Raw genomic sequence first — 20849 nt, forward strand, 5'->3', positions numbered from 1 at the left:
TATTTTTTCATATCAGCTTAACAGATTCTATTAAATATAATTTTTATTATGTATTACCAAATCAAGATTTTAATTAAGATAATACTAGCACTCTTTTATTTTATAACGTATTTGCAGTTATTGTCAATTTATTACATTTTTATCATAATTACTTTTTTTGCAATAACAAAGTTGTCATTAAATATAATTTTCTTGGTTAAATTAACAATACCTAATAAGAATTGCTATATGAATTTTTATCTTTATATATTGAAATTAATAAAATCCTAATGTATAAAAAAAAATTTAAATACATTAGGATTTTTACCTATAAATTTAATATATTTTTGAATCTGATTCTATTATAAATTCTACTAAAACATCTTTTATTTCATTTATTAATTCAACATCAATAATTTCCATACTATCATTGGTAGTATGAACTACATCTGAAATTCCACATTGACCTATTATTAATGATGCGCTATCATACTTGCTAAATACTGCATGATCACTAGTTCCTACTATTCTTCCATCTTCATTCATTGCATATGGCACCATTTCATAATTAACATCATTTTTATCTAAAACATCAATAAAATCATTATATAATTCTTGTGATCGTTCAACATTATTTTCAACGGCCAAACCACCTTCATCTTTAATGCCAATACAATCAATATTTATGTTATACCATTTATCATAATTATCCTTAAATTCTTGAACAAATGCCATACTCCCTATTAGTCCTAACTCTTCTGCATTAAATGCTGCAAATATAATATCATGAGCTGGCTTTTTATTTTTATAGTATTTAGCCAAATCCTTTGCACTTTCAAGTAGTGTAGATACTCCAGATGCATTATCTACAGCACCTTGAAGCTTAGTATTTTGAGCATTATTTAATATTATATGGTCAAAATGAGCTGATATTACTACTGCATTTTTATTATCTTCACCCTTTATAACGCCTATTACATTCTTAACATCTGTATTATTAGGAACTCCTAGCTGATTTAACAACTCTCCTCTCATTCCTCTAACATCATGATAATAGTCACCATTGTTAAAAGGTTGTAATCCAATAGCTTCAAAGTAATTTTTTATAAATTTCATAGCCTTTATATTTTCTTCTGTTCCTACTTTTCTTGATAAATATGTATCACAAGTAAGTTGCTCCATAATTCCCTCAATATTTAATTCATATGCATTAGCGCCATCCTTAAAAGTTGTGGAATCTTCGTCTAAAGATTCTATCTCTTCACTTATTACTTCTTCAGCTACTAATTTATTTTCACTCTCTATATTACTATTCTTTCCTAATTTATCTTTATCATAAAACTTATATCCTGATAAAATTAAACTTAAAACTAATATACTTGATAAAATACTTATTATTTTATTTTTAATATTCATGCTTACCTCCTATTCTAAATTGCTTTTATACCATTAATTTACATTATAGATGTTTGATTATACTCCGTCTATATAATTTGAATTATTATCCAAACTACTATAATCTAACTATTTTTATATTATGTAATATAGTTAGAATTTATTTAATTATTGATTAAATAAAAAATGTGAGATTATTAAACCTCACATTTTTAAATATTTAAACTTATATCAAATTTTCTAATTCATATATTAATTAAATTATATTCAAGTCTTTTTACTCTTCAATCTTTATATTGTTTTCTCTTGCATAATAAAAAAGATATTGCTGAGCAAGTCCTGATAGTTCTCCAAATTTTTCTCTACCAAAAACTCTAATTTTATTTAAAGAAACATCAGGTGCTAAGTAAAAATGAATCATTGCTCTTTTTATCCAAACATCAACCGGAAATGCTGAATGTTTGCCCATTGAAAATAACATTATACAATCTGCAACTTTAGCTCCTACACCCATAAAGTTTTGAAGCGCCTTGTGGCATTCAGCACTTGGTAATGATTTTATATAATCAAGATCAAACTGTCTTAATTCTTCTGTTAATTCTCCTTTTTGCTTTGCTTCAATAGCTGCATTTACATTTCCAATAGTATCAACTATATATTTACTTCTAAAAGATGCTCCTGTTTCTTTAATTTCATCTAATGTAGCTTTTTTTAATTGTTCAGGAGTTGGAAAAGCGTAATATATATTTCCCTTATACTCTAACTTATCTCCCCATTTTTCTGAAATCTTTTTAATAGTCTTCATTATTGATGGAATACTGTTTCTAGCAGATATTATAAAACTTATTAATATTTCAAAAGGATCTTGATTTAATATTCTGATTCCATAACCAAATTCCACACTCTTTCTTAGCAATTCATCTTTTGATAATTCTTCTTTAATTACTCCATAATCTCTATCTAAATCAAAATAAGATTTCCATATTTCATTAAAATCTTTCATGTTTGTGTTATATATTATAACTTTGTTTCCTTCTTGAACTACTTCTATTACTCTTCTAAACGCAACTATTATGTAATTTGTATCAGTTATTCTTTCCCATCTAAAGCATTGTCCACACTCAAGAATTTGTTTTATATTAAAGTCTTTTACATCCTCTATTATTATTGAATTTTGTTGTTCTACTACATTTGTGTAATTCATTTTTCACCTCTCCTATATAATAAAAGTATAGCTATAATATTATAACCATACTTTTACTATATATTATTATTTATTTGTGTATTCATTATACCTATTAATTATTTTTAATTAATAATTATTATCTTTAATTTTATATTAAACAATCATTCTTTTCAATATTATAATAAGTTATTAATAACTTTTATTAGATATATTTTTAGGTCTATAAAAACCAACAAATGCCGTTTCAATATCTTTATTCTTTAGATTTATTTTTATACTATTACTTATAGGATTTGCCTTAGATCCATAATAAGTTTTCCTAGGTTTGCAAACCTTTAATCCTTCTATACATTCAAATTCTATTCTATATCTTCCCGGAGCTAAATTATCAAATTCAAAATATCCATTAAAAAATTTATTCTTACCTGTTACTGTTAAATCAATAAGCTCATTTTTTTCATTATAGATTTTCATTATTATATTATTTATCCCACTATCAACATTTTCATAACTACAGTTCCTATTGTAATCCCAAAATACTACCCCTAATATTTTAAATAACTTTCTAAGACCTACAATAATATTTATTCCTTCCTTATTATTATAAATTCTATCAGATATAAGTGTTTTAGGACTAATATTTGAATACTCTCCCTTTTCTAATAAACCATATCCATTTGGAACCTTTATTCTTATATAATATTTATTTAATTCTATATCCTTAAACTCATAATATCCATTGGAATCTGTTAATTGTATTCTAAATGGTTTTTTTAAATTATCATAGGTATATAGTTCTACCTGTATATTTTCCAAATAAATATCTCCTTTATCTTTAACATTGTCATTATTAATATCCAAATATACAACTCCACTTATTGGATAACTTTCTTTTTCTATAGCCTTTTGTTATTTATTTTGTCTACAATTACTATTGTTTTTTATACCTTTACTATTATTTTTTGTAGCTTTTTTTTTATTTTCATTTATATTTTTTTTATCTATATTATTTCTACTTACTTCTCCTATAATTGATGGTTCAAAAGATATTTTAGAATCAGAATCAGAAATGATATTACTTGAAAAATTTATTATTGCCATTTTTCCTCCTATTAAAAATTAAATATGATGTATATAATACTACTTTTTTTAATCTTTAATATAAATTATTATTTAATAAATATTAATAGTAATAGAGCAAATAGCTATAAACTATTTATCCTATTAATTTTTAAATTATTTCAACACAGTCTATACCTAAATATCCAGCTGTACCTTGATCTTTACCTGTAATAGTCATTCTGATAGTAAATTCTCCATCAGAAGGAATTTCAAATTGCCATAATCCCCATCTGTTTTGATACACATTAGTTTTTAAATCTATACTATCTATTAGAGTGTCTCCTGAATCAAAAAGCTCTACTTTTGCTATCTCAATTTGTCCTGGTACACTGATTTGTGCATACCCTTGAATCCTTTTTCCTTCACATGATTCAAAGCTTTGTTCAATATAAAGTTCATCATCAGAATTTGATTGTAAAAGTGCAAAATAGTCTCCACATTCTGCTGTAGGAATTCAACCTCCATTAGTTGTTACTGTAGCAGTTGCCTCTTCTGATTCACCTTCTACATTCCATCCATCAAAATTTTGTGTTTCAAAACTTCCATTTACTATTTCTTCACTTACACAATCATCCGGACATTGAGGACAAGCTGGAAACTCTATTTGGAATAACATTGAAACACAGCATATATAATGGCAAGGTATATCAAAATATGGAGTTGCTTCTCCATCATCTACTTTTTTTCTTAATTGAAGCGTATAATTTCCTGGTTCAAAAATATGACATCTTTCTACTTGATAATCTGTACCGTTATCACTAACAACCCAAAGTTCATAATCTTCTCCAATGCATAAGCTCATTAATTTTAGGCGAATTGGATCTTGTATCTCTAAAGTATCTTCAACAGATGGATTTTCATTAGCTTCATCATTTTCACATGTTATTTCACCATCATTTCCAAATACTAATACAAAACTAATATCATCACCTTTTCCGACTGTAGGATTTCCTTGATCATCATTAGGATTTTCAATATGAAAATATTTTTCACGCCATAACTTTACTTCTGCAAGAACAGGAATATTTATAATTATCTTGTTTCAAAAAAATAATATGTAAATATACTTTCAAATTATTCTCTTCTCAATAAATAAAAAAACCAGCAGGTCATATTTTAAATATTCCTACTGGCTTTATTATTAAGTTTAATTCATATCTCTATCTATATACTGTATATTTATCTTTATTTTTATATATTATATCATCCAAAGTTATTGCTGCCACTTCCATCATTTTAATACATCTATTTTCTGTATCCTTATAATGCATTTCTTTTAATGGAATACAATCAATTGCTCCTAATTTTTTATTAAATTCATTGATAAATTTAATTGTCATTTCTTTAACTTGAGGACTAGCATGTCCTCTATCTTTAGTAAACATAATACCAAGTACTGCAATACATCCTGTAATAGCTCCACAAACAGACCCTATTCCCATTCCACCACCAAATGCTGACATTGATTTTATAGCTACTTTAGGTAATCCTAAATCATATTCCTCATTTGCAGCAGTTAACATACACTCTGCACAATTTAAATCATACTTCTTATCATAATATTTTTTCATAGTTTCAACTAACACTTTATAAAAACACCTCTTATTAATTAAACTTTTGTTTTCACTTATTTACATTGTTACATAATTATTTATAACATCAAATACCTTCTTAAGTAACAAATCCATATTTTTCCCTTTTAAAAATTTCATTTCAACTTCTATTCCACCAGTTAAAAATAATTTTATTTCAGAATCCATATCAAAATGACCTGCTGTTTCTATTGCATAAGTAACTATTTTACTATATGGAACTGCATAATATTCCACCTTTTTACCAGTAATCCCTTGTTTATCGCATAACAATATTTTTTTATCAGTAAATAATGCTACATCTCTAACTGTTTTTACTGCAAATAATGGTTGTTCATATTGTCCAACAAATCCAATTAAGTGTTTTGGAATATCAGTTTCCCCATAAAAGTTAAAAATCTTTTTATTTCCTATTTGCTCCATGACTTTCCTCCTAAATTTATTTACATTACTTTTAAAACTTTTATTTTAATAATTTTTGAATTCAACTCTTTATAATAATATAATTCAATTATAGTATACTTTTGATATTTTTTTCTTGTACAACTGCAATAAATATATAGTTTTATAATAATTCTTATTACATTTCTTTTCTCTTTTATTTTATAGTAAAAATAAAAGAAGATAACCACCCGTCGATAGTTACCTTCCTCTATTAAAATAAAGCTCAAAAATTAAATTTTCTTTTCAAATATATTATTATTTCTCTTCAAATATTATTTTAAATTAATATAGTAAAAACTTTTTATTAATTCTTTTCTTTTTATAAACTTGTATTATTAACCTTGAAATACTTTAAAAAAATATTTCTTTCTTAATTTTATATACTTAAATAAATTAAGCGTTATAGTTATAGAATCCTCTTCCAGTCTTTCTACCTAACCATCCAGCTCTAACATATTTTCTTAATGTACTGCTAGCTCTGTATTTAGTATCACCAGTTTCATTATATAAAACATCCATTATTGCTAAACAAACATCTAATCCTATTAAATCTCCTAAAGCTAAAGGTCCCATTGGATGGTTTGCACCAAATTTCATAGCTGTATCTATGTCTTCAACTGATGCAATTCCTTCTTGAAGAATAAATGAAGCTTCATTAATCATTGGGATAAGTATTCTATTAACTACAAATCCTGGAGCTTCTGCAACTTCTACTGGTTCTTTTCCAATAGCTAAAGATAATTCTTTTACAGCATCAAAAGTTTCTTGAGATGTTGCCATTCCTCTAATAATTTCAACTAGCTTCATAACTGGAGCAGGGTTAAAGAAATGCATTCCTATAACCTTATCTGGTCTCTTAGTAGCTGGTGCAACTTCTGTTATTGATAAAGAAGATGTATTTGAAGCTAAAATAGTTTCTGGCTTACAAATAGAATCTAATTCAGCGAATATTTCTTTTTTTATTTTCATGTTTTCAATTGCAGCTTCAACAACTAAATCACAATCTGCAGCTAAAGACATATCAGTTGTTCCTGAAATTCTAGATAATATATCTTCTTTAGTTTCTTCAGTCATCTTTCCTTTAGCTACTTGCTTAGATAAACCTTTATTGATTCCTGCAATTCCTCTTTCAACAAATTCATCTTTAATATCTCTAACTATAACTTGATAACCCTTTTGAGCAAAAGCTTGAACTATTCCAGCACCCATAGTTCCAGCACCTAAAACAAATATCTTTTCCATATTTTAACCCTCACTTTATACTATAATTCTCAATTTCTATACTCATACATTTTTATATTATTTATATGAATAGATTACTACTTTAAAATTAAACATAATTCATACACTAAAAGATTTTATTCACAATTATTAAAAATATTATAACTAATTTTCCACAAGCACTGTTTATAAAATAAAACTCCTAGGCTGTTTTACTTTATAATACATTAATCATAATTGGCCTTTTATAACTGCTTACTTATAAATTTATATTATTTCACTTTAATTTGTTATTAGAAGCTCTATTTCTGAGTTTCTTTTTTAAAATCCTATAGTCTTTTAAATTATACTAATACTTCTACGGCAGCTTCATTCATTGCATTTAATTTATTGATCATTTCTGGTAATACTTTATTTATATCTCCAACAATTGCATAATCTGCAACTTTCATTATTGGAGCTGTTTCATCTTTATTTATAGCAATAATCACATCTGATTCTTGCATACCTGCTACGTGTTGAATTGCCCCTGAAATACCACACGCAATATAAATTGTTGGTCTTACAGTTTTACCAGTTTGTCCAACTTGGTAATCTCTTTCAATCCATCCTTTATCAACAGCACCTCTTGATGCTCCAACTACACCACCTAAAATATCAGCTAATTGTTGTAAAAGTGCAAAGTTTTCTTTACTTCCAACACCCCTACCACCAGCAACAATAACTTTAGCTTCTCCAATATCAACTATGTCTTTATTTGCTTTTACTACTTCTAAAACTGTAGTTCTAATATCAGTTAATTCTAAGCTTACAGAAACATTTTCTATATTAAAGTTTTCTCTTTTTTCGTTAACTTTAGAGAACACTCCTGGTCTTACTGTAGCCATTTGTGGTCTATGATCTGGGCAAGCAATAGTTGCCATTAAGTTACCACCAAATGCAGGTCTTGTTGCAAGTAAATCACCATTTGTAACATCTACAGCTAAAGAAGTACAGTCAGCAGTTAATCCTGTTGAAAGTCTAGCTGCAACTCTTGGACCTAAATCTCTTCCAATGAAAGTTGCCCCAATAAATAATATTCCTGGTTTTCTTTCATTAGCTAACTCACAAATAACTTTTGTATATCCATCAGTTGTATACTTTTCTAATAATTCATGTTCAGCAACTAATACTTCATCAGCACCATGTTCACCTAAAATGTCTGCTAAAGCTGATACATTATTCCCTAATAATACAGCTGTTAAATTAACTCCTAATTCATCAGCTAGTCTTCTACCTTCTCCTAATATTTCTAAAGAAACCTTTTGTAATTCACCATTTCTTTGTTCAGCGAATACCCAAACGCCTTTATAATCTGCTATATTCATCGTAAATACCCTCCTACTACCTTTAGATGTAATGTTTTTCTTTTAATTTTCCTAAAACATATGCTACTGCTTCTGGAGCTGATTCTTTAACGATTTCTCCTGCGCCTTTAGCTTCTTTAGTCATTGATTTCTTAACCTTTGTTGGAGAACCTTTTAATCCTAATTCTTCAGCTGGTACGTTAAGATCTGCTGCAGTCATAACTTTTACTTCTTTATCTACTGTATCAAAGATATATTGAACATTCATATATCTTGGATGATTTAATTCTTCAATAGCTGTTAAAAGTACTGGAGTTTGAACTTTTATTAATTCATATCCATCTTCTAAAGCTCTGTTTATTACTAATCCATTTTCTTCAACTTCAACACCTTGTACATATGTTACTTGAGGTACATTTAAGTGTTCTGCTATTTCTGGACCAACTTGTGCAGTATCTCCATCAATGGCTTGTCTTCCAGCAAATATTATGTCATATTCTAACTCTTTAATTGCTGATGCAATTGTTTTTGAAGTTGCTAATGTATCAGCTCCTCCAAATGCTCTATCTGTTAAAAGAATAGCTTCATCAGCTCCCATACATAAAGCTTCTCTTAATGCATTTTTAGCTTGTGGAGGTCCCATGCTAATTACAGTCACGTGCGCTCCATGATTTTCTTTTAATTGTAATGCAGCTTCTAAAGCATGCTTATCTTCTGGATTTATTATTGAAGGAACACCATCTCTTATAAGAGTCCCTGTTTTTGGATCTATCTTTACAGCTGTTGTATCTGGTACTTGTTTTACACAAACTACTATCTTCATTATTAATGCCTCCCTATTATCTTAATGCAGCGCCTGCAATAACCATCTTTTGAACTTCTGAAGTTCCTTCATAGATTTCAGTTATCTTAGCATCTCTCATCATTCTTTCAACTGGATATTCCTTAGTATATCCATATCCGCCATGTATTTGAACAGCCTTAGTTGTTACATCCATAGCAACTTCAGCAGCAAATAATTTTGCCTTAGCCGCATCTACTGAATATGGAAGCTTATTTTGTTTAAGCCATGCAGCTTTGTAAACTAATAATTTAGCTGCTTCAATTTTTGTTTCCATTTCAGCAATCATCCATTGTAATCCTTGGAATGCTGATAATGATCTACCGAATTGCTTTCTTTCCTTCATATATTTAACAGCTTCTTCATAAGCTCCTTCTGCAATACCTAATGCTTGAGCAGCTATACCAATTCTTCCTCCATCAAGAGTTTTCATTGCTATACCAAATCCTTTACCTTCTTTACCTATTAAGTTTTCTTTTGGTACTACACAGTTTTCAAATATAAGTTCAGTAGTAGAAGATGCTCTAATTCCTAGCTTGTCTTCTTTCTTTCCAATTGAGAATCCTGGGAAGTCTTTTTCAACTATGAAAGCAGATATCCCTCTAGTTCCTTGTTTTTTATCAGTCATAGCAAATACTATGAAAGTATCTGCAACTCCACCATTTGTTATGAATATTTTAGAACCATTTAATATATAGTTATCGCCTTCTAAAACAGCTGTTGTTTGTTGTCCTGCAGCATCTGTACCTGCACCTGGTTCTGTTAAACCAAAAGCACCTATCTTTTCACCTTTTGCAAGTGGTACTAAATATTTCTCCTTTTGAGCCGGAGTTCCATTTTCATATATTAATGAAGCACAAAGTGAAGTATGAGCTGAAACTATAACTCCATGTGTTCCACAAACTTTTGATAATTCTTCAACAGTGATAATATATGATAATACATCTCCGCCAGCGCCACCTAATTCCTTAGGAAATGGTATACCCATCATGCCTAGCTTAGCCATTTTTTCTACATTTTCCATTGGAAATCTTTCTGTTTCATCAATTTCAGCAGCTATTGGTTTTACTTCATTAACTGCAAATTCTCTAACCATTTGTCTTACTAACTCTTGTTCTCTAGTTAATCCAAAATTCATTGCTTTTTTACCTCCCTGCAATACCCTTATTGTGTAAATATATATACACAACTTACTTATATATTTGAATAAATCAGTAGTCTTTAGCTTGTACTTAGTAGTTTAAGATGAAATATCCAAACCCTTAACCCTAACCTCTAACTGCTAATTATTAATCCCTAATTATTTTTAAAGTTCTTTGCTCTTCTTTCTAAGAAAGCTGTCATTCCTTCAACTTGATCTTCTGAGTCAAAGCATTTACCAAAGTCTTCTGCCTCAATCTCTATAGCTTTATCCATATCTACCTGCATTCCTCTATTAATTGCATCTTTACAAAGCTTTACTGCAATTGGAGCATTAGCATTTATAGCTGCTGCCATTTTCTTAGCTTCATCCATTAAATTTTCTAACGGAACAACCTTATTAACTAATCCAATTCTTAAAGCTTCTTCAGCATTAATCATTGCACAAGTATAAATTAATTCTTTAGCTTTACCTAGTCCAACTATTCTTGGTAATCTTTGGGTTCCTCCAAATCCTGGAGTAATTCCAAGCCCTGCTTCCGGTTGAGCAAATTTTGCCTTTTCTGATGCAATTCTTATATCACATGCCATAGCAAGTTCACAACCTCCACCTAATGCAAATCCTGAAATTGCAGCTATTACAGGTTTATTTAAAGTTTCTAATCTTCTAAATACTTTATTACCTAAAAGTCCAAACTCTTCTCCACCCTTAGAATCTAAATCTTTCATCTCAGCAATATCAGCCCCTGCAACAAAAGACTTTTCTCCTGCTCCTGTAAGTATCACACAATAAATATCGTTATCATTTTCTATATTAGTAATAGCAACATCTAAATCCTTTAAAGTGTCAGAGTTTAAAGCATTTAATGCTTTTGGTCTATTTATTGTTATAATTGCTAAATTCCCCTCTTTTTCAAGAGTTACATTTTTTAACTCTTCTTCTAAGATTACATTTTTAATTTCCATGATTCTTCCTCCCTTTTATACCCAAATTCATTTATACCCTATAATTCTTTGTTAATTATGTAACAAATAAATCAAAAAAAATAACTCATAATCTCATCTTTGGTTAGAAGATTCTGAATAATCTTAACCTACTTATAATTATAATAGCTAAATTTAGCATTTGAAATTAATATTTTCTTTTTTAGTATATTAATTCTTTATTTTCAATTTTTTTCTTGGAATACGTTTACTATTATCTCTTTTTTCCCTTTATTTTCTTTTGTATAATAAATAACAATTTAAATATTAAATTACACATTAAAAACGTATAATAGACTTAAATTTTAATAATAAAAAAAATAGCATACATCTTAAATCATGTATGCTATCATTTTACTTTTCATCTTTATTCATTAAATATACCAAAGTTAATAAACTTTCTGAAAGGTGTACATTCTCCACAGTAACATCACTTGGTACTGATAAATCTACAGGTGCAAAATTCCATATAGCTTTTACTCCACCCTTAACTAATATATCACTAACTTTTTGAGCATTTATTCTTGGAACACAAATTACTCCAATATCTATAGTATTACTTTCTAAATACTGTGCTAATGTATCAATATCGTTTATTTCTACATCTCTAATTTTCATTCCTACAAGCTTAGGATTTGCATCAAATATAGCCTCTATTGATAATCCATCATCAGAAAATCTTCCATAGTTTGCAATTGCTTGCCCTAAGTTACCTGCTCCAACTATTACTCCTTTATAATCCTTATCTAATCCTAAAATTAAACTAATTTGTTTATATAATTCTTTTACATTGTACCCATAACCTTGTTGACCAAAATCTCCAAAATTATTTAAATCCTGTCTTATTTGAGATGCAGTAAATCCTATTTTTTCTCCCAATTCTTTGGAAGAAATTCTATCTACTTCATTTCTCATCAACTCTTTCAAATATCTATGGTATTTTGGTAATCTTTTAATTACTGCCATAGAAACATTTTTTTTCTTCTCCATAGTATATGAATCTCCTTATTCTTTTAAAAATTCTCTATTTTACCAACCTAACACTTTGATAATATAATAACATACTTTTTATTTTAATTCTATATTTACAAATATGATTTAAAATTTTTAAATACTTATATAATTTAAATTAAAACTCATTTTTAATTTAAATTTAATTTTATTAACTTTTAACTTAAAAATATTTTATTTCAATTTATATATTTTTTCAATGCTTACTTTCATCTCAAACTTATTTTTGCCTAAAAATAGAGACTTATGTATAACGTAGCAGATCCGTTATACATAAGTCTCATTTAAATGCAAAGTTAGATTCTACAATCTAACTTTATACAAGAGTCAAAGCTGATCTTGTATGCTACACCCTTATGCCTTAAAAATGTTCTCGACTTAAATTATTATAATTAACATAATATATTTTGTCAATATTTATCGAATGATTCTCATTGAATTTAATACTGCTATTAAGGTTACTCCAACATCTGCAAATACAGCTGCCCACATGTTTGTTAAACCTAAAACAACTAATATCATTACTGCAATCTTAACCCCTAGTGAAAAAATTATATTTTGCCATAATATTTTACTTGTTCTTTTTGAAACTTGTATAGAATCAACTAATGAATAAATATTATCTTGCATTAATACAACATCAGCAGCCTCAATTGCTGCATCTGAACCAACGCCACCCATAGCAACTCCAATGTCAGCTCTCGCTAATACTGGTGCATCGTTTATTCCATCACCAACAAATACTACTTTTCCTTTTGTATCACTTCTATTTAATAACTCTTCAACTTTCCCAACCTTATCTCCAGGTAATAACTCTGAATATACTTCATCTATTCCTATATTCTTAGCTACCTCTTCTGCAACTAATTTATTATCTCCAGTAAGCATTACTGTCTTTTTAATCCCTGCTGATTTTAATGACTTTAAAGCTTCTTTTACATTTTCTTTTATCTCATCAGATATAACTATATTCCCTTTATATAATCCATTAATAGCAACATGTACTATAGTTCCAATGGATTTTTTTTCTTCATAGTTTATATTATAAGATTTCATTAGCTTACTATTTCCAATTAGTACGTTATTATCCCTTATACTAGCTTCTATACCATATCCGGAAATTTCTTTATAATTCTTTATCTCTTCTTTATTTATATCTTTTCCATAAGCTTGTATTATTGATTTTGCAATAGGATGATTAGAGTGACTTTCTCCAATTGCAGTAATCTCTAAAAGCTCACTTTCACTTATATTTTCTGTATTTATTTCAGTTACTTTAAACACACCTTTTGTTAAAGTTCCGGTTTTATCAAAAACCACTACTTCACTTTCTTTAAGTGCTTCTAGATAATTTCCTCCTTTAACTAGTATACCTTTTTTAGATGCAGCCCCTATTCCAGAGAAAAATCCTAAAGGAATTGATACCACTAAAGCACATGGACAGGATACTACTAATATGGATAATGCTTTATAAATCCATTCTGAAAATGTAGCATCTTTTAGTATTAATGGTGGTATTATTGCTACAACTATAGCTACTATAACTACTATTGGAGTATATACCTTTGCAAATTTTGTTATAAACTTTTCTGTTGGTGCTTTTTTATTTGAAGCATTCTCAACTAATTCTAATATTCTTGCTACGGTTGATTCACCATATTCTTTATTTACCTTAACCTTTAATACTCCATTGGTATTTATAGCTCCAGATAATATTTCATTTCCTTCTTTAATTTCTCTTGGAACTGATTCACCTGTTAATGCAGCTGTATCTATAAAGCTTGTTCCTTCAATTACTACACCATCTAGAGGTATTCTTTCACCTGGCTTAACAATTATAATTTCATCGATATAAACATCCTCTGGTGAAACCTTTATTTCTTTATTATCTCTTAATACATTTGCATAATCTGCCCTTATATTCATAAGAGATGAAATTGATTTTCTAGATTTATTTACTGCATATCCTTGGAACATTTCTCCTACTTGGTAGAAAAGCATAACAGCCACTGCTTCTGGATATTCACCTATAAAAAATGCACCAATTGTAGCTATACTCATAAGGAAATTTTCATCAAATATTTCTCCTCTAGCTATATTTTTTATTGCAGTTAAAACTACATCTCCTCCTATGATCAAATAACTAGTTGCAAATAAAATTATTGATAATAAATTTCCATCCCCTTTAAATATTAATGCAATGACATACGCTACTATACCTATAATTAACCTTAAATTGTCTTTAATATAAAATAATAATTTATTATCTGTGCTCCCTGAGATTGCTTTTATTTCAGAAGTATCATTATTAACTTTACATTTATTATCATTACATATACTATTATTTGCTTTCGTATTCTTATTGGTATAAATTTCTTCAACTACAACATTAGGTTCTAAATTTAAAACTATTTTTTTTATTTCATTTATCGTATCTTTCTTGTTATAGCCTTCTTTTATTTCTACATTTAATGTTGTTGTAGTAAAATTTAAAATTGCTTCTTTTACACCTTCTAATTTACTAGCTTTATTCTCAATTTTATTTGCACAATTTGCGCAATCTAATCCCTTTAGTTCTAATTTAAATTTTAATTCTTTGTTGTCATTATTATCTTCTAAATCACTACACTTAATATTTTTACATATCTCTTTACTACTATTTATTGTTTTATTTTGTTTTCTTTCCTTAACATTAACATGTGGCTCTAATTTGTTTACTATTTCTTTAATTTGATTTATTATTTCATCCTTCAGACTTTCTTCATGAATTTCTGCAGTTAAAACACTTGTTGAAAAATTCAAATTTGCTTCTTTAATTCCATTTAACTTACTTACTTTATCTTCAATTTTATTAGCACAATTAGCACAATTTAATCCTTCTAATTCTAGTTTTACTTCCAATTATATTCCCTCCTTATCTTTAATAACTAAAATAAATTTTTATTCAGTTATATGTTTTAATCCTTCATCAAATATATGCTTTATATGTTCATCATCTAATGAATAATATATAACCTTTCCGTCTCGTCTAAACTTAACAAGCCTTGCTGATTTTAAAACTCTTAATTGATGTGAAATAGCTGATTGACTAATACTTAAAAGTGCTGATAAATCACATACACACATTTCTGATTCAAAAAGTGCACATAAAATTTTAATTCTAGTACTATCTCCAAAAACCTTAAAAAGTTCTGCTAAATCATATAATGTTTCCTCCTTCGGTAGCTTTTCTTTCACCTTAATTACAGTATCTTTATGTATTACATTACATGAACATTTTTCTATATTATTTTCCACCATTTAACTACTCTCCCTTTAACTTTTCATTAAAACATATGAATAATTGTTCATATGTTTATATTTATATTATATGCATTTCATATCATTTTAGTCAACATTCCTAGAAATTTTTTTCATTTAAAAATTAAAAACTTTTAATTTTATATTACTGATAAATCATCATTTTTTAACAAATATACCCTTAAATTCTTATTTATATGTATCCTAATAGGAACTTATAATAAATTTTTACATAATTCTAACTTTATTGTATTTTCTTAATTGTATTTTAATGGTATAATTAATACATAAACCTACCAGGCAAAAAATAGGTTTAAAACGAAGGTAGTCTGCTAATGCCTTCGTTTTGTTTTTTGTAAACATTTTAATATTTTAAGTAAACGTTTAAAGGAATTATTGTATTCTCATTGAAATATATATGTATAAGGGTATTTTTAATATATAGAAATGAGGTGTATTATGGAGGGCATATACAAGCATAATGAAGATTGCTTTGACGTATTTATTAATGAAAGAACTATTACTGATCCAGATGAATTTTTAGGAAAAGTTCTATTATATCTAAAAAATAGTGGCTATACAGTTTCATTAGAAGGTTTTGATAAATATAACAGACCATTAGTTTCTGTAAATGGTGTATTGCATACTGCAGACAAAAATTTTGCTGCTTGTGTTGTAGAAAGGTTTATTAATGTGAAATCTACCGTTTCATTATTTGAAAATAAAGAACGTTATAATAAAATTATTGAATATATTCAATAATTTTTATATAAAAAAACAAAGTACTATTCAGTGTTATAGCGCCCATTGAATAGTACTTTGTTTTGACTAAATATATAACTACAATATTACTTTTTAAATTTGATATAAAAGCCAGTCTAAAAACACACCATAAGAAAGTATAACAAATCCATTTAAAATTATTACTGTTTTATATGAAAACTTTTTATACTTTTCTTTCCACTCTTCAATATGTTCCAATTCTTTTTCTGATCTTTTTTTTAAGATTAGCATAGACCCTAAAATTACAGCTAAGCTACCTATCATTAATAGTGCTCCTCGTATGATATAAACACTTTCTAAAATATTTCCCTTATTAATCAAAAGTCCTATTATTCCCATTAAAACAACTATAATTAATGAAAGTAAACTTCCAAGCTTTATACATTTAAGGCTATCACTAATTATTCTTTTGTACATATTATATCAACTCCTGATCTTTAATTAATGCTTAGGTAAATCTAAAATTAAATTTACCTAAGCATTTCATACATCTATTTGCATAAATGACATGCTACAAAGTGATCTTTTTCCACCTCTTTTAATTGTGGAGCTTCTTTCTTACAAATATCCATAACTTTACTACATCTACCTTGGAATTTGCATCCTGGTGGAGTATTAATTGGACTTGGAACATCCCCTTCAAGCATTATTCTTTGTCTGCTTTCTTCTACATCTGGATCTGCAATCGGAATTGCTGACATTAATGCTTCTGTATATGGATGTTTTGGATTTTCATATAAAGTTTCTGATGCAGCAACTTCAACCATGCTTCCAAGATACATAACTGCAACTCTATCTGATATATGTTTAACCATAGCTAAATCATGGGCTATGAAAAGATATGTTAATCCTAATTCCTTTTGTAATTTGATTAAAAGATTAGCAACCTGAGCTTGAATAGAAACATCTAATGCTGAAATAGGTTCATCACAAAGAATAAATTTTGGTTCAACAGCTAATGCTCTTGCTATACCTATTCTTTGTCTTTGTCCACCTGAAAACTCATGAACGAATCTATTAGCATGCTCCTTATTAAGCCCTACCATTTCAAGTAGATTAAATACTTTTTCATCTCTTTCTTTTGAATTTTTAGCTAATCCATGAATGTCTATTCCTTCTGCAATAATATCTGCAACAGTCATTCTTGGATCAAGAGATGCATATGGATCTTGGAATATTATTTGTACATCTTTACTAAAAGCTTTCTTTTCTTTTCCTCTTAGTGCATGCACATCTTTTCCATTATATAATACTTGTCCGCCAGTTTTATCATACATACCTATAACAGTTCTACCACACGTAGTTTTACCACATCCTGATTCTCCAACAAGTCCTAAAGTTTCACCTTCTCTTATTGAAAAAGAAACATCATCAACTGCTTTAAGAATTTGATTTTTTCCTACTTTAAAGTGTTTTTTTAATCCTTTTACTTCCATTACAACTTTACTTGAATTACTCATTGATGTTACCTCCTGTAGCTGCAACTTCTAAAACTCCCTTTGGAGCATTTTCATGGTATAACCAACACATAGCCTTATGACCTTCTTCAAAACTATATACTTCTGGTTCTTCTTCTAAACATATATTCATGCAATATTTACAACGTGCTGCAAATGCACAACCTTTTGGTGGTGCTATTAAATCTGGAGGAGTTCCTTTTATTGTTTGAAGCAATTCTTTATTCTTCCATTCAAGCTTTGGAACAGAATTTAATAATGCATGTGTATATGGATGCTTTGGATTATAGAATATTTCATGCTTAGCACCACTTTCTATTATTTTACCAGCATACATTACAGCAATCTTATCTGCCATACCAGCAACTACACCAAAATCGTGTGTAATTAATATAACGGCTGTATTTAATCTATCTTTTAACTCTTTTATAAGTTCTAATATTTGTGCTTGTATTGTAACATCTAGAGCCGTTGTTGGTTCATCAGCGATTAATATTTTAGGATTACATGCTATAGCAATAGCTATCATAACTCTTTGTCTCATACCACCTGAAAATTCATGCGGATATTGATTAACTCTCTTTTCAGGTGTAGGGATTCCAACTGCTTCTAAAAGTTTAATTGCTTCTTTTTTAGCTTCAGCTTTACTTAATCCTCTATGCCCTATTAAGTTTTCCATAATTTGAGTTCCAACTTTCATTGTTGGATTTAGTGAAGTTAATGCATCTTGGAATATCATTGCACAATCTCCACCTCTAAAATTTCTTATTTCTTTTTTATCAAAATCTAATATATTATTACCATTGTAAAGTATTTTACTTTCTTTTTTAATTTCTCCTTGAGGAGCTTGGATAAGAGACATTACAGCTCTTGAAGTAACACTTTTACCACATCCTGATTCCCCAACTATTGCAAGAATTTCTTTTTCATCTACATCAAAAGAAACTCCTCTAACCGCTTGCACCTCTCCAGCATAAGTATGATAAGAAACTTTTAAATCCTTAACCTCTAGTAAAGGTACTTTCTTTATATCTTTAGATTTTATTTTATTTTCCATTAGCCAATACCTCCTAATGTCTTAATTTAGGATCTAGAGCATCTCTAAGCCCATCACCTAAAAGGTTAAATGATAAAACAAGTAAACATAATACTATTGATGGAAATAGTAATTGATATGGATAGAATGACATCGTTGCTTGTCCTGCTGATAATAATGATCCTAAACTAAATTCTGGTGGTTGAAGACCAAGGCCTAAGAATCCAAGTACAGTTTCACTAAATATAATTCCTGGGATAGATGATGCTACATCTAATATTAATAATCCAATTGTGTTTGGTAATAAATGCTTAATTATTACTCTCATATTTGAAGCACCTAATGCTTTTGATGCAAGAACATATTCACTTTCTCTAAGCTGCATAATTTGTCCTCTTATCATTCTAGCTGTTGAAGTCCATGCAGTTATACATAAAGCAATTAATAAAGGTACATATCCATTACCAAGTACAACTATTATAAGCATTGTTAAAATAAAACTTGGAATACTATTTAAAACTTCAACAACTCTCATCATTATTTCATCTACAACACCACCAGTATAAGCCATTACAGCTCCATAAAGTGCACCTATAACAACTTTAATTAATGTTGCAACTAATGCAATTATTATAGAAATTCTTGCCCCTGCCCATACTCTTGAGAATAAATCTCTTCCTAGAGCATCAGTACCAAACCAATACTCTGAATTTGGTGATTGATTTTTAGCACCTGTAACTATAGTTTCATAATCTAATCCTCTAAGTTTAGGACCTATTATTGTCATAATAATAATAGCTATAAGCATAAATAATGCAGTCATGGCTACTGGATTCCTTTTAAGTCTTCTCCATGCATCTTGCCAATAACCAACATTAGGTCTAACTACTGCATCTGCATTTAACAATGATGTATCTACAAATTCAAATCTTTTATCTTTTAGCGCATTCATTTTATTCTCCCTTCTGCTTACCCTTTAACTATTTTTATACGTGGGTCAACAACTGTATATAATATATCTGTCACAAAAATTACTACTAAATAAATTGCTGAGAAGAAAATAGTTTGTCCCATAACCATAGGTATATCTCTTCCTTGTACAGCTTCAACGAAGTACTTACCAATACCCGGTATAGCAAATACTCTTTCTATAAATAATGAACCAGATATTACACCTGCTATAGTCATTGGTAATACAGTTATTATTGGAATAAATGAATTTCTTAAAATGTGTCTTGTAACTACTTTAAATTCAGATAATCCCTTTGATCTTGCTGTTAAAACATATTCTTGATTTATTACATCTAGCATACTTGTTTTCATTAATCTCGCATATGATGCTATATATCCACATGCACCAGCTATTGTTGGAAGAATTGTATATTCCCAGCCTCCAAACCATAAATCTTTTCCACTTGGCCATCCTATGATAGGCAAATTAAAGAAATTTGAATTTGCTGCTCCATATTTTTGTAGTAATAAAGACAACACCAGGGATGGCATTGATATAAGTATCATTGCGACTACAAGTATTATGTAATCTATTGCAGTAGCTCTTTTCATTGCCGCTATAATTCCTAAAATAATTCCTAATGTAACTCCTACTGCAACTTGTTGTACTCCTAATCTTGTTGATATTGGCATCTTATCTCTTAATATTGTATTTAAGCTTTCACCTGGTCTATTTACTGATTGTCCAAAATCGCCTTTAAAAATCATATTTTTCATAGTTATAACATATCTTTCAAGTAATGGCTTATCATATCCATATTTAGCTAGCATTTGTTCTTGAATTTTTTCTGGGAATTTTTCAATTTTACCTGTTAACGCATTACCAGGTATTACACCTAAAAGAAAGAATGTTGATGTTGCTATTAAAAATAAAGTTAATATCATTTCACCAAATCTTCTTGCTATATATTTAGTCATTTTTCCTTCACCTCTTTATTTTTGTCGCTTATTTAAGAAATAAGGCTGATGCAAATAAATCATGCACAGCCTTTTAAGATTAT

At 28.4% G+C, this 20849-nt stretch carries 22 protein-coding genes; 1 reads left to right on the forward strand and 21 read right to left on the reverse strand.

What is annotated here, in order from left to right; all coding sequences use genetic code 11:
* Positions 1-315 precede the first annotated feature (315 nt).
* The 16 genes from HMPREF0216_RS16225 to HMPREF0216_RS02925 all read right to left on the reverse strand — a co-directional run bounded on the left by HMPREF0216_RS16225 (position 316) and on the right by HMPREF0216_RS02925 (position 15561).
* A complete protein-coding gene (locus HMPREF0216_RS16225; RefSeq protein ID WP_005210918.1) occupies positions 316-1395 on the reverse strand; it encodes a M28 family metallopeptidase in 1080 nt (359 codons plus the stop codon).
* Between the two features lie 256 nt (positions 1396-1651).
* Positions 1652-2578, reverse strand: coding sequence for a DNA-3-methyladenine glycosylase family protein (locus tag HMPREF0216_RS02860; protein ID WP_005210924.1), 927 nt, complete (start codon positions 2576-2578; stop codon positions 1652-1654).
* 171 nt (positions 2579-2749) lie between these two features.
* Positions 2750-3421 (reverse strand): MSCRAMM family protein, encoded by a 672-nt coding sequence (locus tag HMPREF0216_RS02865; RefSeq protein WP_005210925.1) that lies wholly within the window; start codon positions 3419-3421, stop codon positions 2750-2752.
* A 48-nt stretch (positions 3422-3469) separates the two neighbouring features.
* On the reverse strand, positions 3470-3661 hold the full coding sequence (locus HMPREF0216_RS02870; RefSeq protein ID WP_005210927.1) for a hypothetical protein: 192 nt from the start codon (positions 3659-3661) through the stop codon (positions 3470-3472).
* A gap of 130 nt (positions 3662-3791) precedes the next feature.
* Positions 3792-3926, reverse strand: a complete 135-nt coding sequence (locus HMPREF0216_RS17870; RefSeq protein ID WP_005210929.1) for a hypothetical protein — start codon at positions 3924-3926, stop codon at positions 3792-3794.
* 210 nt (positions 3927-4136) lie between these two features.
* On the reverse strand, positions 4137-4484 hold the full coding sequence (locus HMPREF0216_RS02875; protein WP_005210931.1) for a carbohydrate binding domain-containing protein: 348 nt from the start codon (positions 4482-4484) through the stop codon (positions 4137-4139).
* A 358-nt stretch (positions 4485-4842) separates the two neighbouring features.
* The gene (locus HMPREF0216_RS02880; protein WP_005210933.1) at positions 4843-5268 is read right to left on the reverse strand and encodes a C-GCAxxG-C-C family (seleno)protein; all 426 of its coding nucleotides are present in this window, start codon (positions 5266-5268) and stop codon (positions 4843-4845) included.
* A 45-nt stretch (positions 5269-5313) separates the two neighbouring features.
* Entirely contained in the window at positions 5314-5697 is a 384-nt protein-coding gene (locus tag HMPREF0216_RS02885; protein ID WP_005210935.1) for a PH domain-containing protein, read from the reverse strand.
* 414 nt (positions 5698-6111) lie between these two features.
* Complete coding sequence (locus HMPREF0216_RS02890) at positions 6112-6960, reverse strand: 3-hydroxybutyryl-CoA dehydrogenase (protein ID WP_005210937.1); 849 nt, start codon at positions 6958-6960, stop codon at positions 6112-6114.
* 323 nt (positions 6961-7283) lie between these two features.
* Positions 7284-8306: an electron transfer flavoprotein subunit alpha/FixB family protein gene (locus HMPREF0216_RS02895; protein ID WP_005210942.1), complete on the reverse strand. Its 1023-nt coding sequence runs from the start codon at positions 8304-8306 to the stop codon at positions 7284-7286.
* 22 nt (positions 8307-8328) lie between these two features.
* Entirely contained in the window at positions 8329-9108 is a 780-nt protein-coding gene (locus HMPREF0216_RS02900) for an electron transfer flavoprotein subunit beta/FixA family protein (protein ID WP_005210943.1), read from the reverse strand.
* 16 nt (positions 9109-9124) lie between these two features.
* Entirely contained in the window at positions 9125-10264 is a 1140-nt protein-coding gene (locus tag HMPREF0216_RS02905; RefSeq protein WP_040418685.1) for an acyl-CoA dehydrogenase, read from the reverse strand.
* 158 nt (positions 10265-10422) lie between these two features.
* Complete coding sequence (locus tag HMPREF0216_RS02910; protein WP_005210946.1) at positions 10423-11232, reverse strand: short-chain-enoyl-CoA hydratase; 810 nt, start codon at positions 11230-11232, stop codon at positions 10423-10425.
* Positions 11233-11604: 372 nt separating this feature from the next.
* A complete protein-coding gene (locus HMPREF0216_RS02915; RefSeq protein WP_005210947.1) occupies positions 11605-12240 on the reverse strand; it encodes a redox-sensing transcriptional repressor Rex in 636 nt (211 codons plus the stop codon).
* A 438-nt stretch (positions 12241-12678) separates the two neighbouring features.
* Positions 12679-15162, reverse strand: a complete 2484-nt coding sequence (locus HMPREF0216_RS02920; RefSeq protein WP_005210949.1) for a heavy metal translocating P-type ATPase — start codon at positions 15160-15162, stop codon at positions 12679-12681.
* Between the two features lie 39 nt (positions 15163-15201).
* Entirely contained in the window at positions 15202-15561 is a 360-nt protein-coding gene (locus tag HMPREF0216_RS02925; protein ID WP_005210952.1) for an ArsR/SmtB family transcription factor, read from the reverse strand.
* A 459-nt stretch (positions 15562-16020) separates the two neighbouring features.
* Here HMPREF0216_RS02925 and HMPREF0216_RS02930 point away from each other — a divergent pair, with 459 nt between their 5' ends.
* Positions 16021-16323: a hypothetical protein gene (locus tag HMPREF0216_RS02930; protein ID WP_005210954.1), complete on the forward strand. Its 303-nt coding sequence runs from the start codon at positions 16021-16023 to the stop codon at positions 16321-16323.
* A 93-nt stretch (positions 16324-16416) separates the two neighbouring features.
* On the opposite strand, the gene HMPREF0216_RS02935 is transcribed toward HMPREF0216_RS02930, so the two are convergent.
* From HMPREF0216_RS02935 to HMPREF0216_RS02955, 5 genes are all read right to left on the reverse strand, one after another.
* On the reverse strand, positions 16417-16761 hold the full coding sequence (locus HMPREF0216_RS02935; RefSeq protein WP_005210956.1) for a hypothetical protein: 345 nt from the start codon (positions 16759-16761) through the stop codon (positions 16417-16419).
* A 74-nt stretch (positions 16762-16835) separates the two neighbouring features.
* Positions 16836-17804 carry an ABC transporter ATP-binding protein gene (locus tag HMPREF0216_RS02940; RefSeq protein ID WP_005210957.1) on the reverse strand — a complete coding sequence of 323 codons (969 nt, stop codon included), beginning with the start codon at positions 17802-17804 and terminating at the stop codon, positions 16836-16838.
* Entirely contained in the window at positions 17797-18858 is a 1062-nt protein-coding gene (locus tag HMPREF0216_RS02945; protein WP_005210960.1) for an ABC transporter ATP-binding protein, read from the reverse strand. The genes HMPREF0216_RS02940 and HMPREF0216_RS02945 overlap by 8 nt, the downstream gene beginning before the upstream one ends.
* A 13-nt stretch (positions 18859-18871) precedes the next feature.
* On the reverse strand, positions 18872-19789 hold the full coding sequence (locus HMPREF0216_RS02950; protein ID WP_005210961.1) for an ABC transporter permease: 918 nt from the start codon (positions 19787-19789) through the stop codon (positions 18872-18874).
* Between the two features lie 17 nt (positions 19790-19806).
* Complete coding sequence (locus HMPREF0216_RS02955) at positions 19807-20766, reverse strand: ABC transporter permease (RefSeq protein ID WP_005210964.1); 960 nt, start codon at positions 20764-20766, stop codon at positions 19807-19809.
* Positions 20767-20849 lie beyond the last annotated feature (83 nt).

The organism is Clostridium celatum DSM 1785, from assembly GCF_000320405.1.
Taxonomy (GTDB): Bacteria; Bacillota; Clostridia; order Clostridiales; family Clostridiaceae; genus Clostridium; species Clostridium celatum.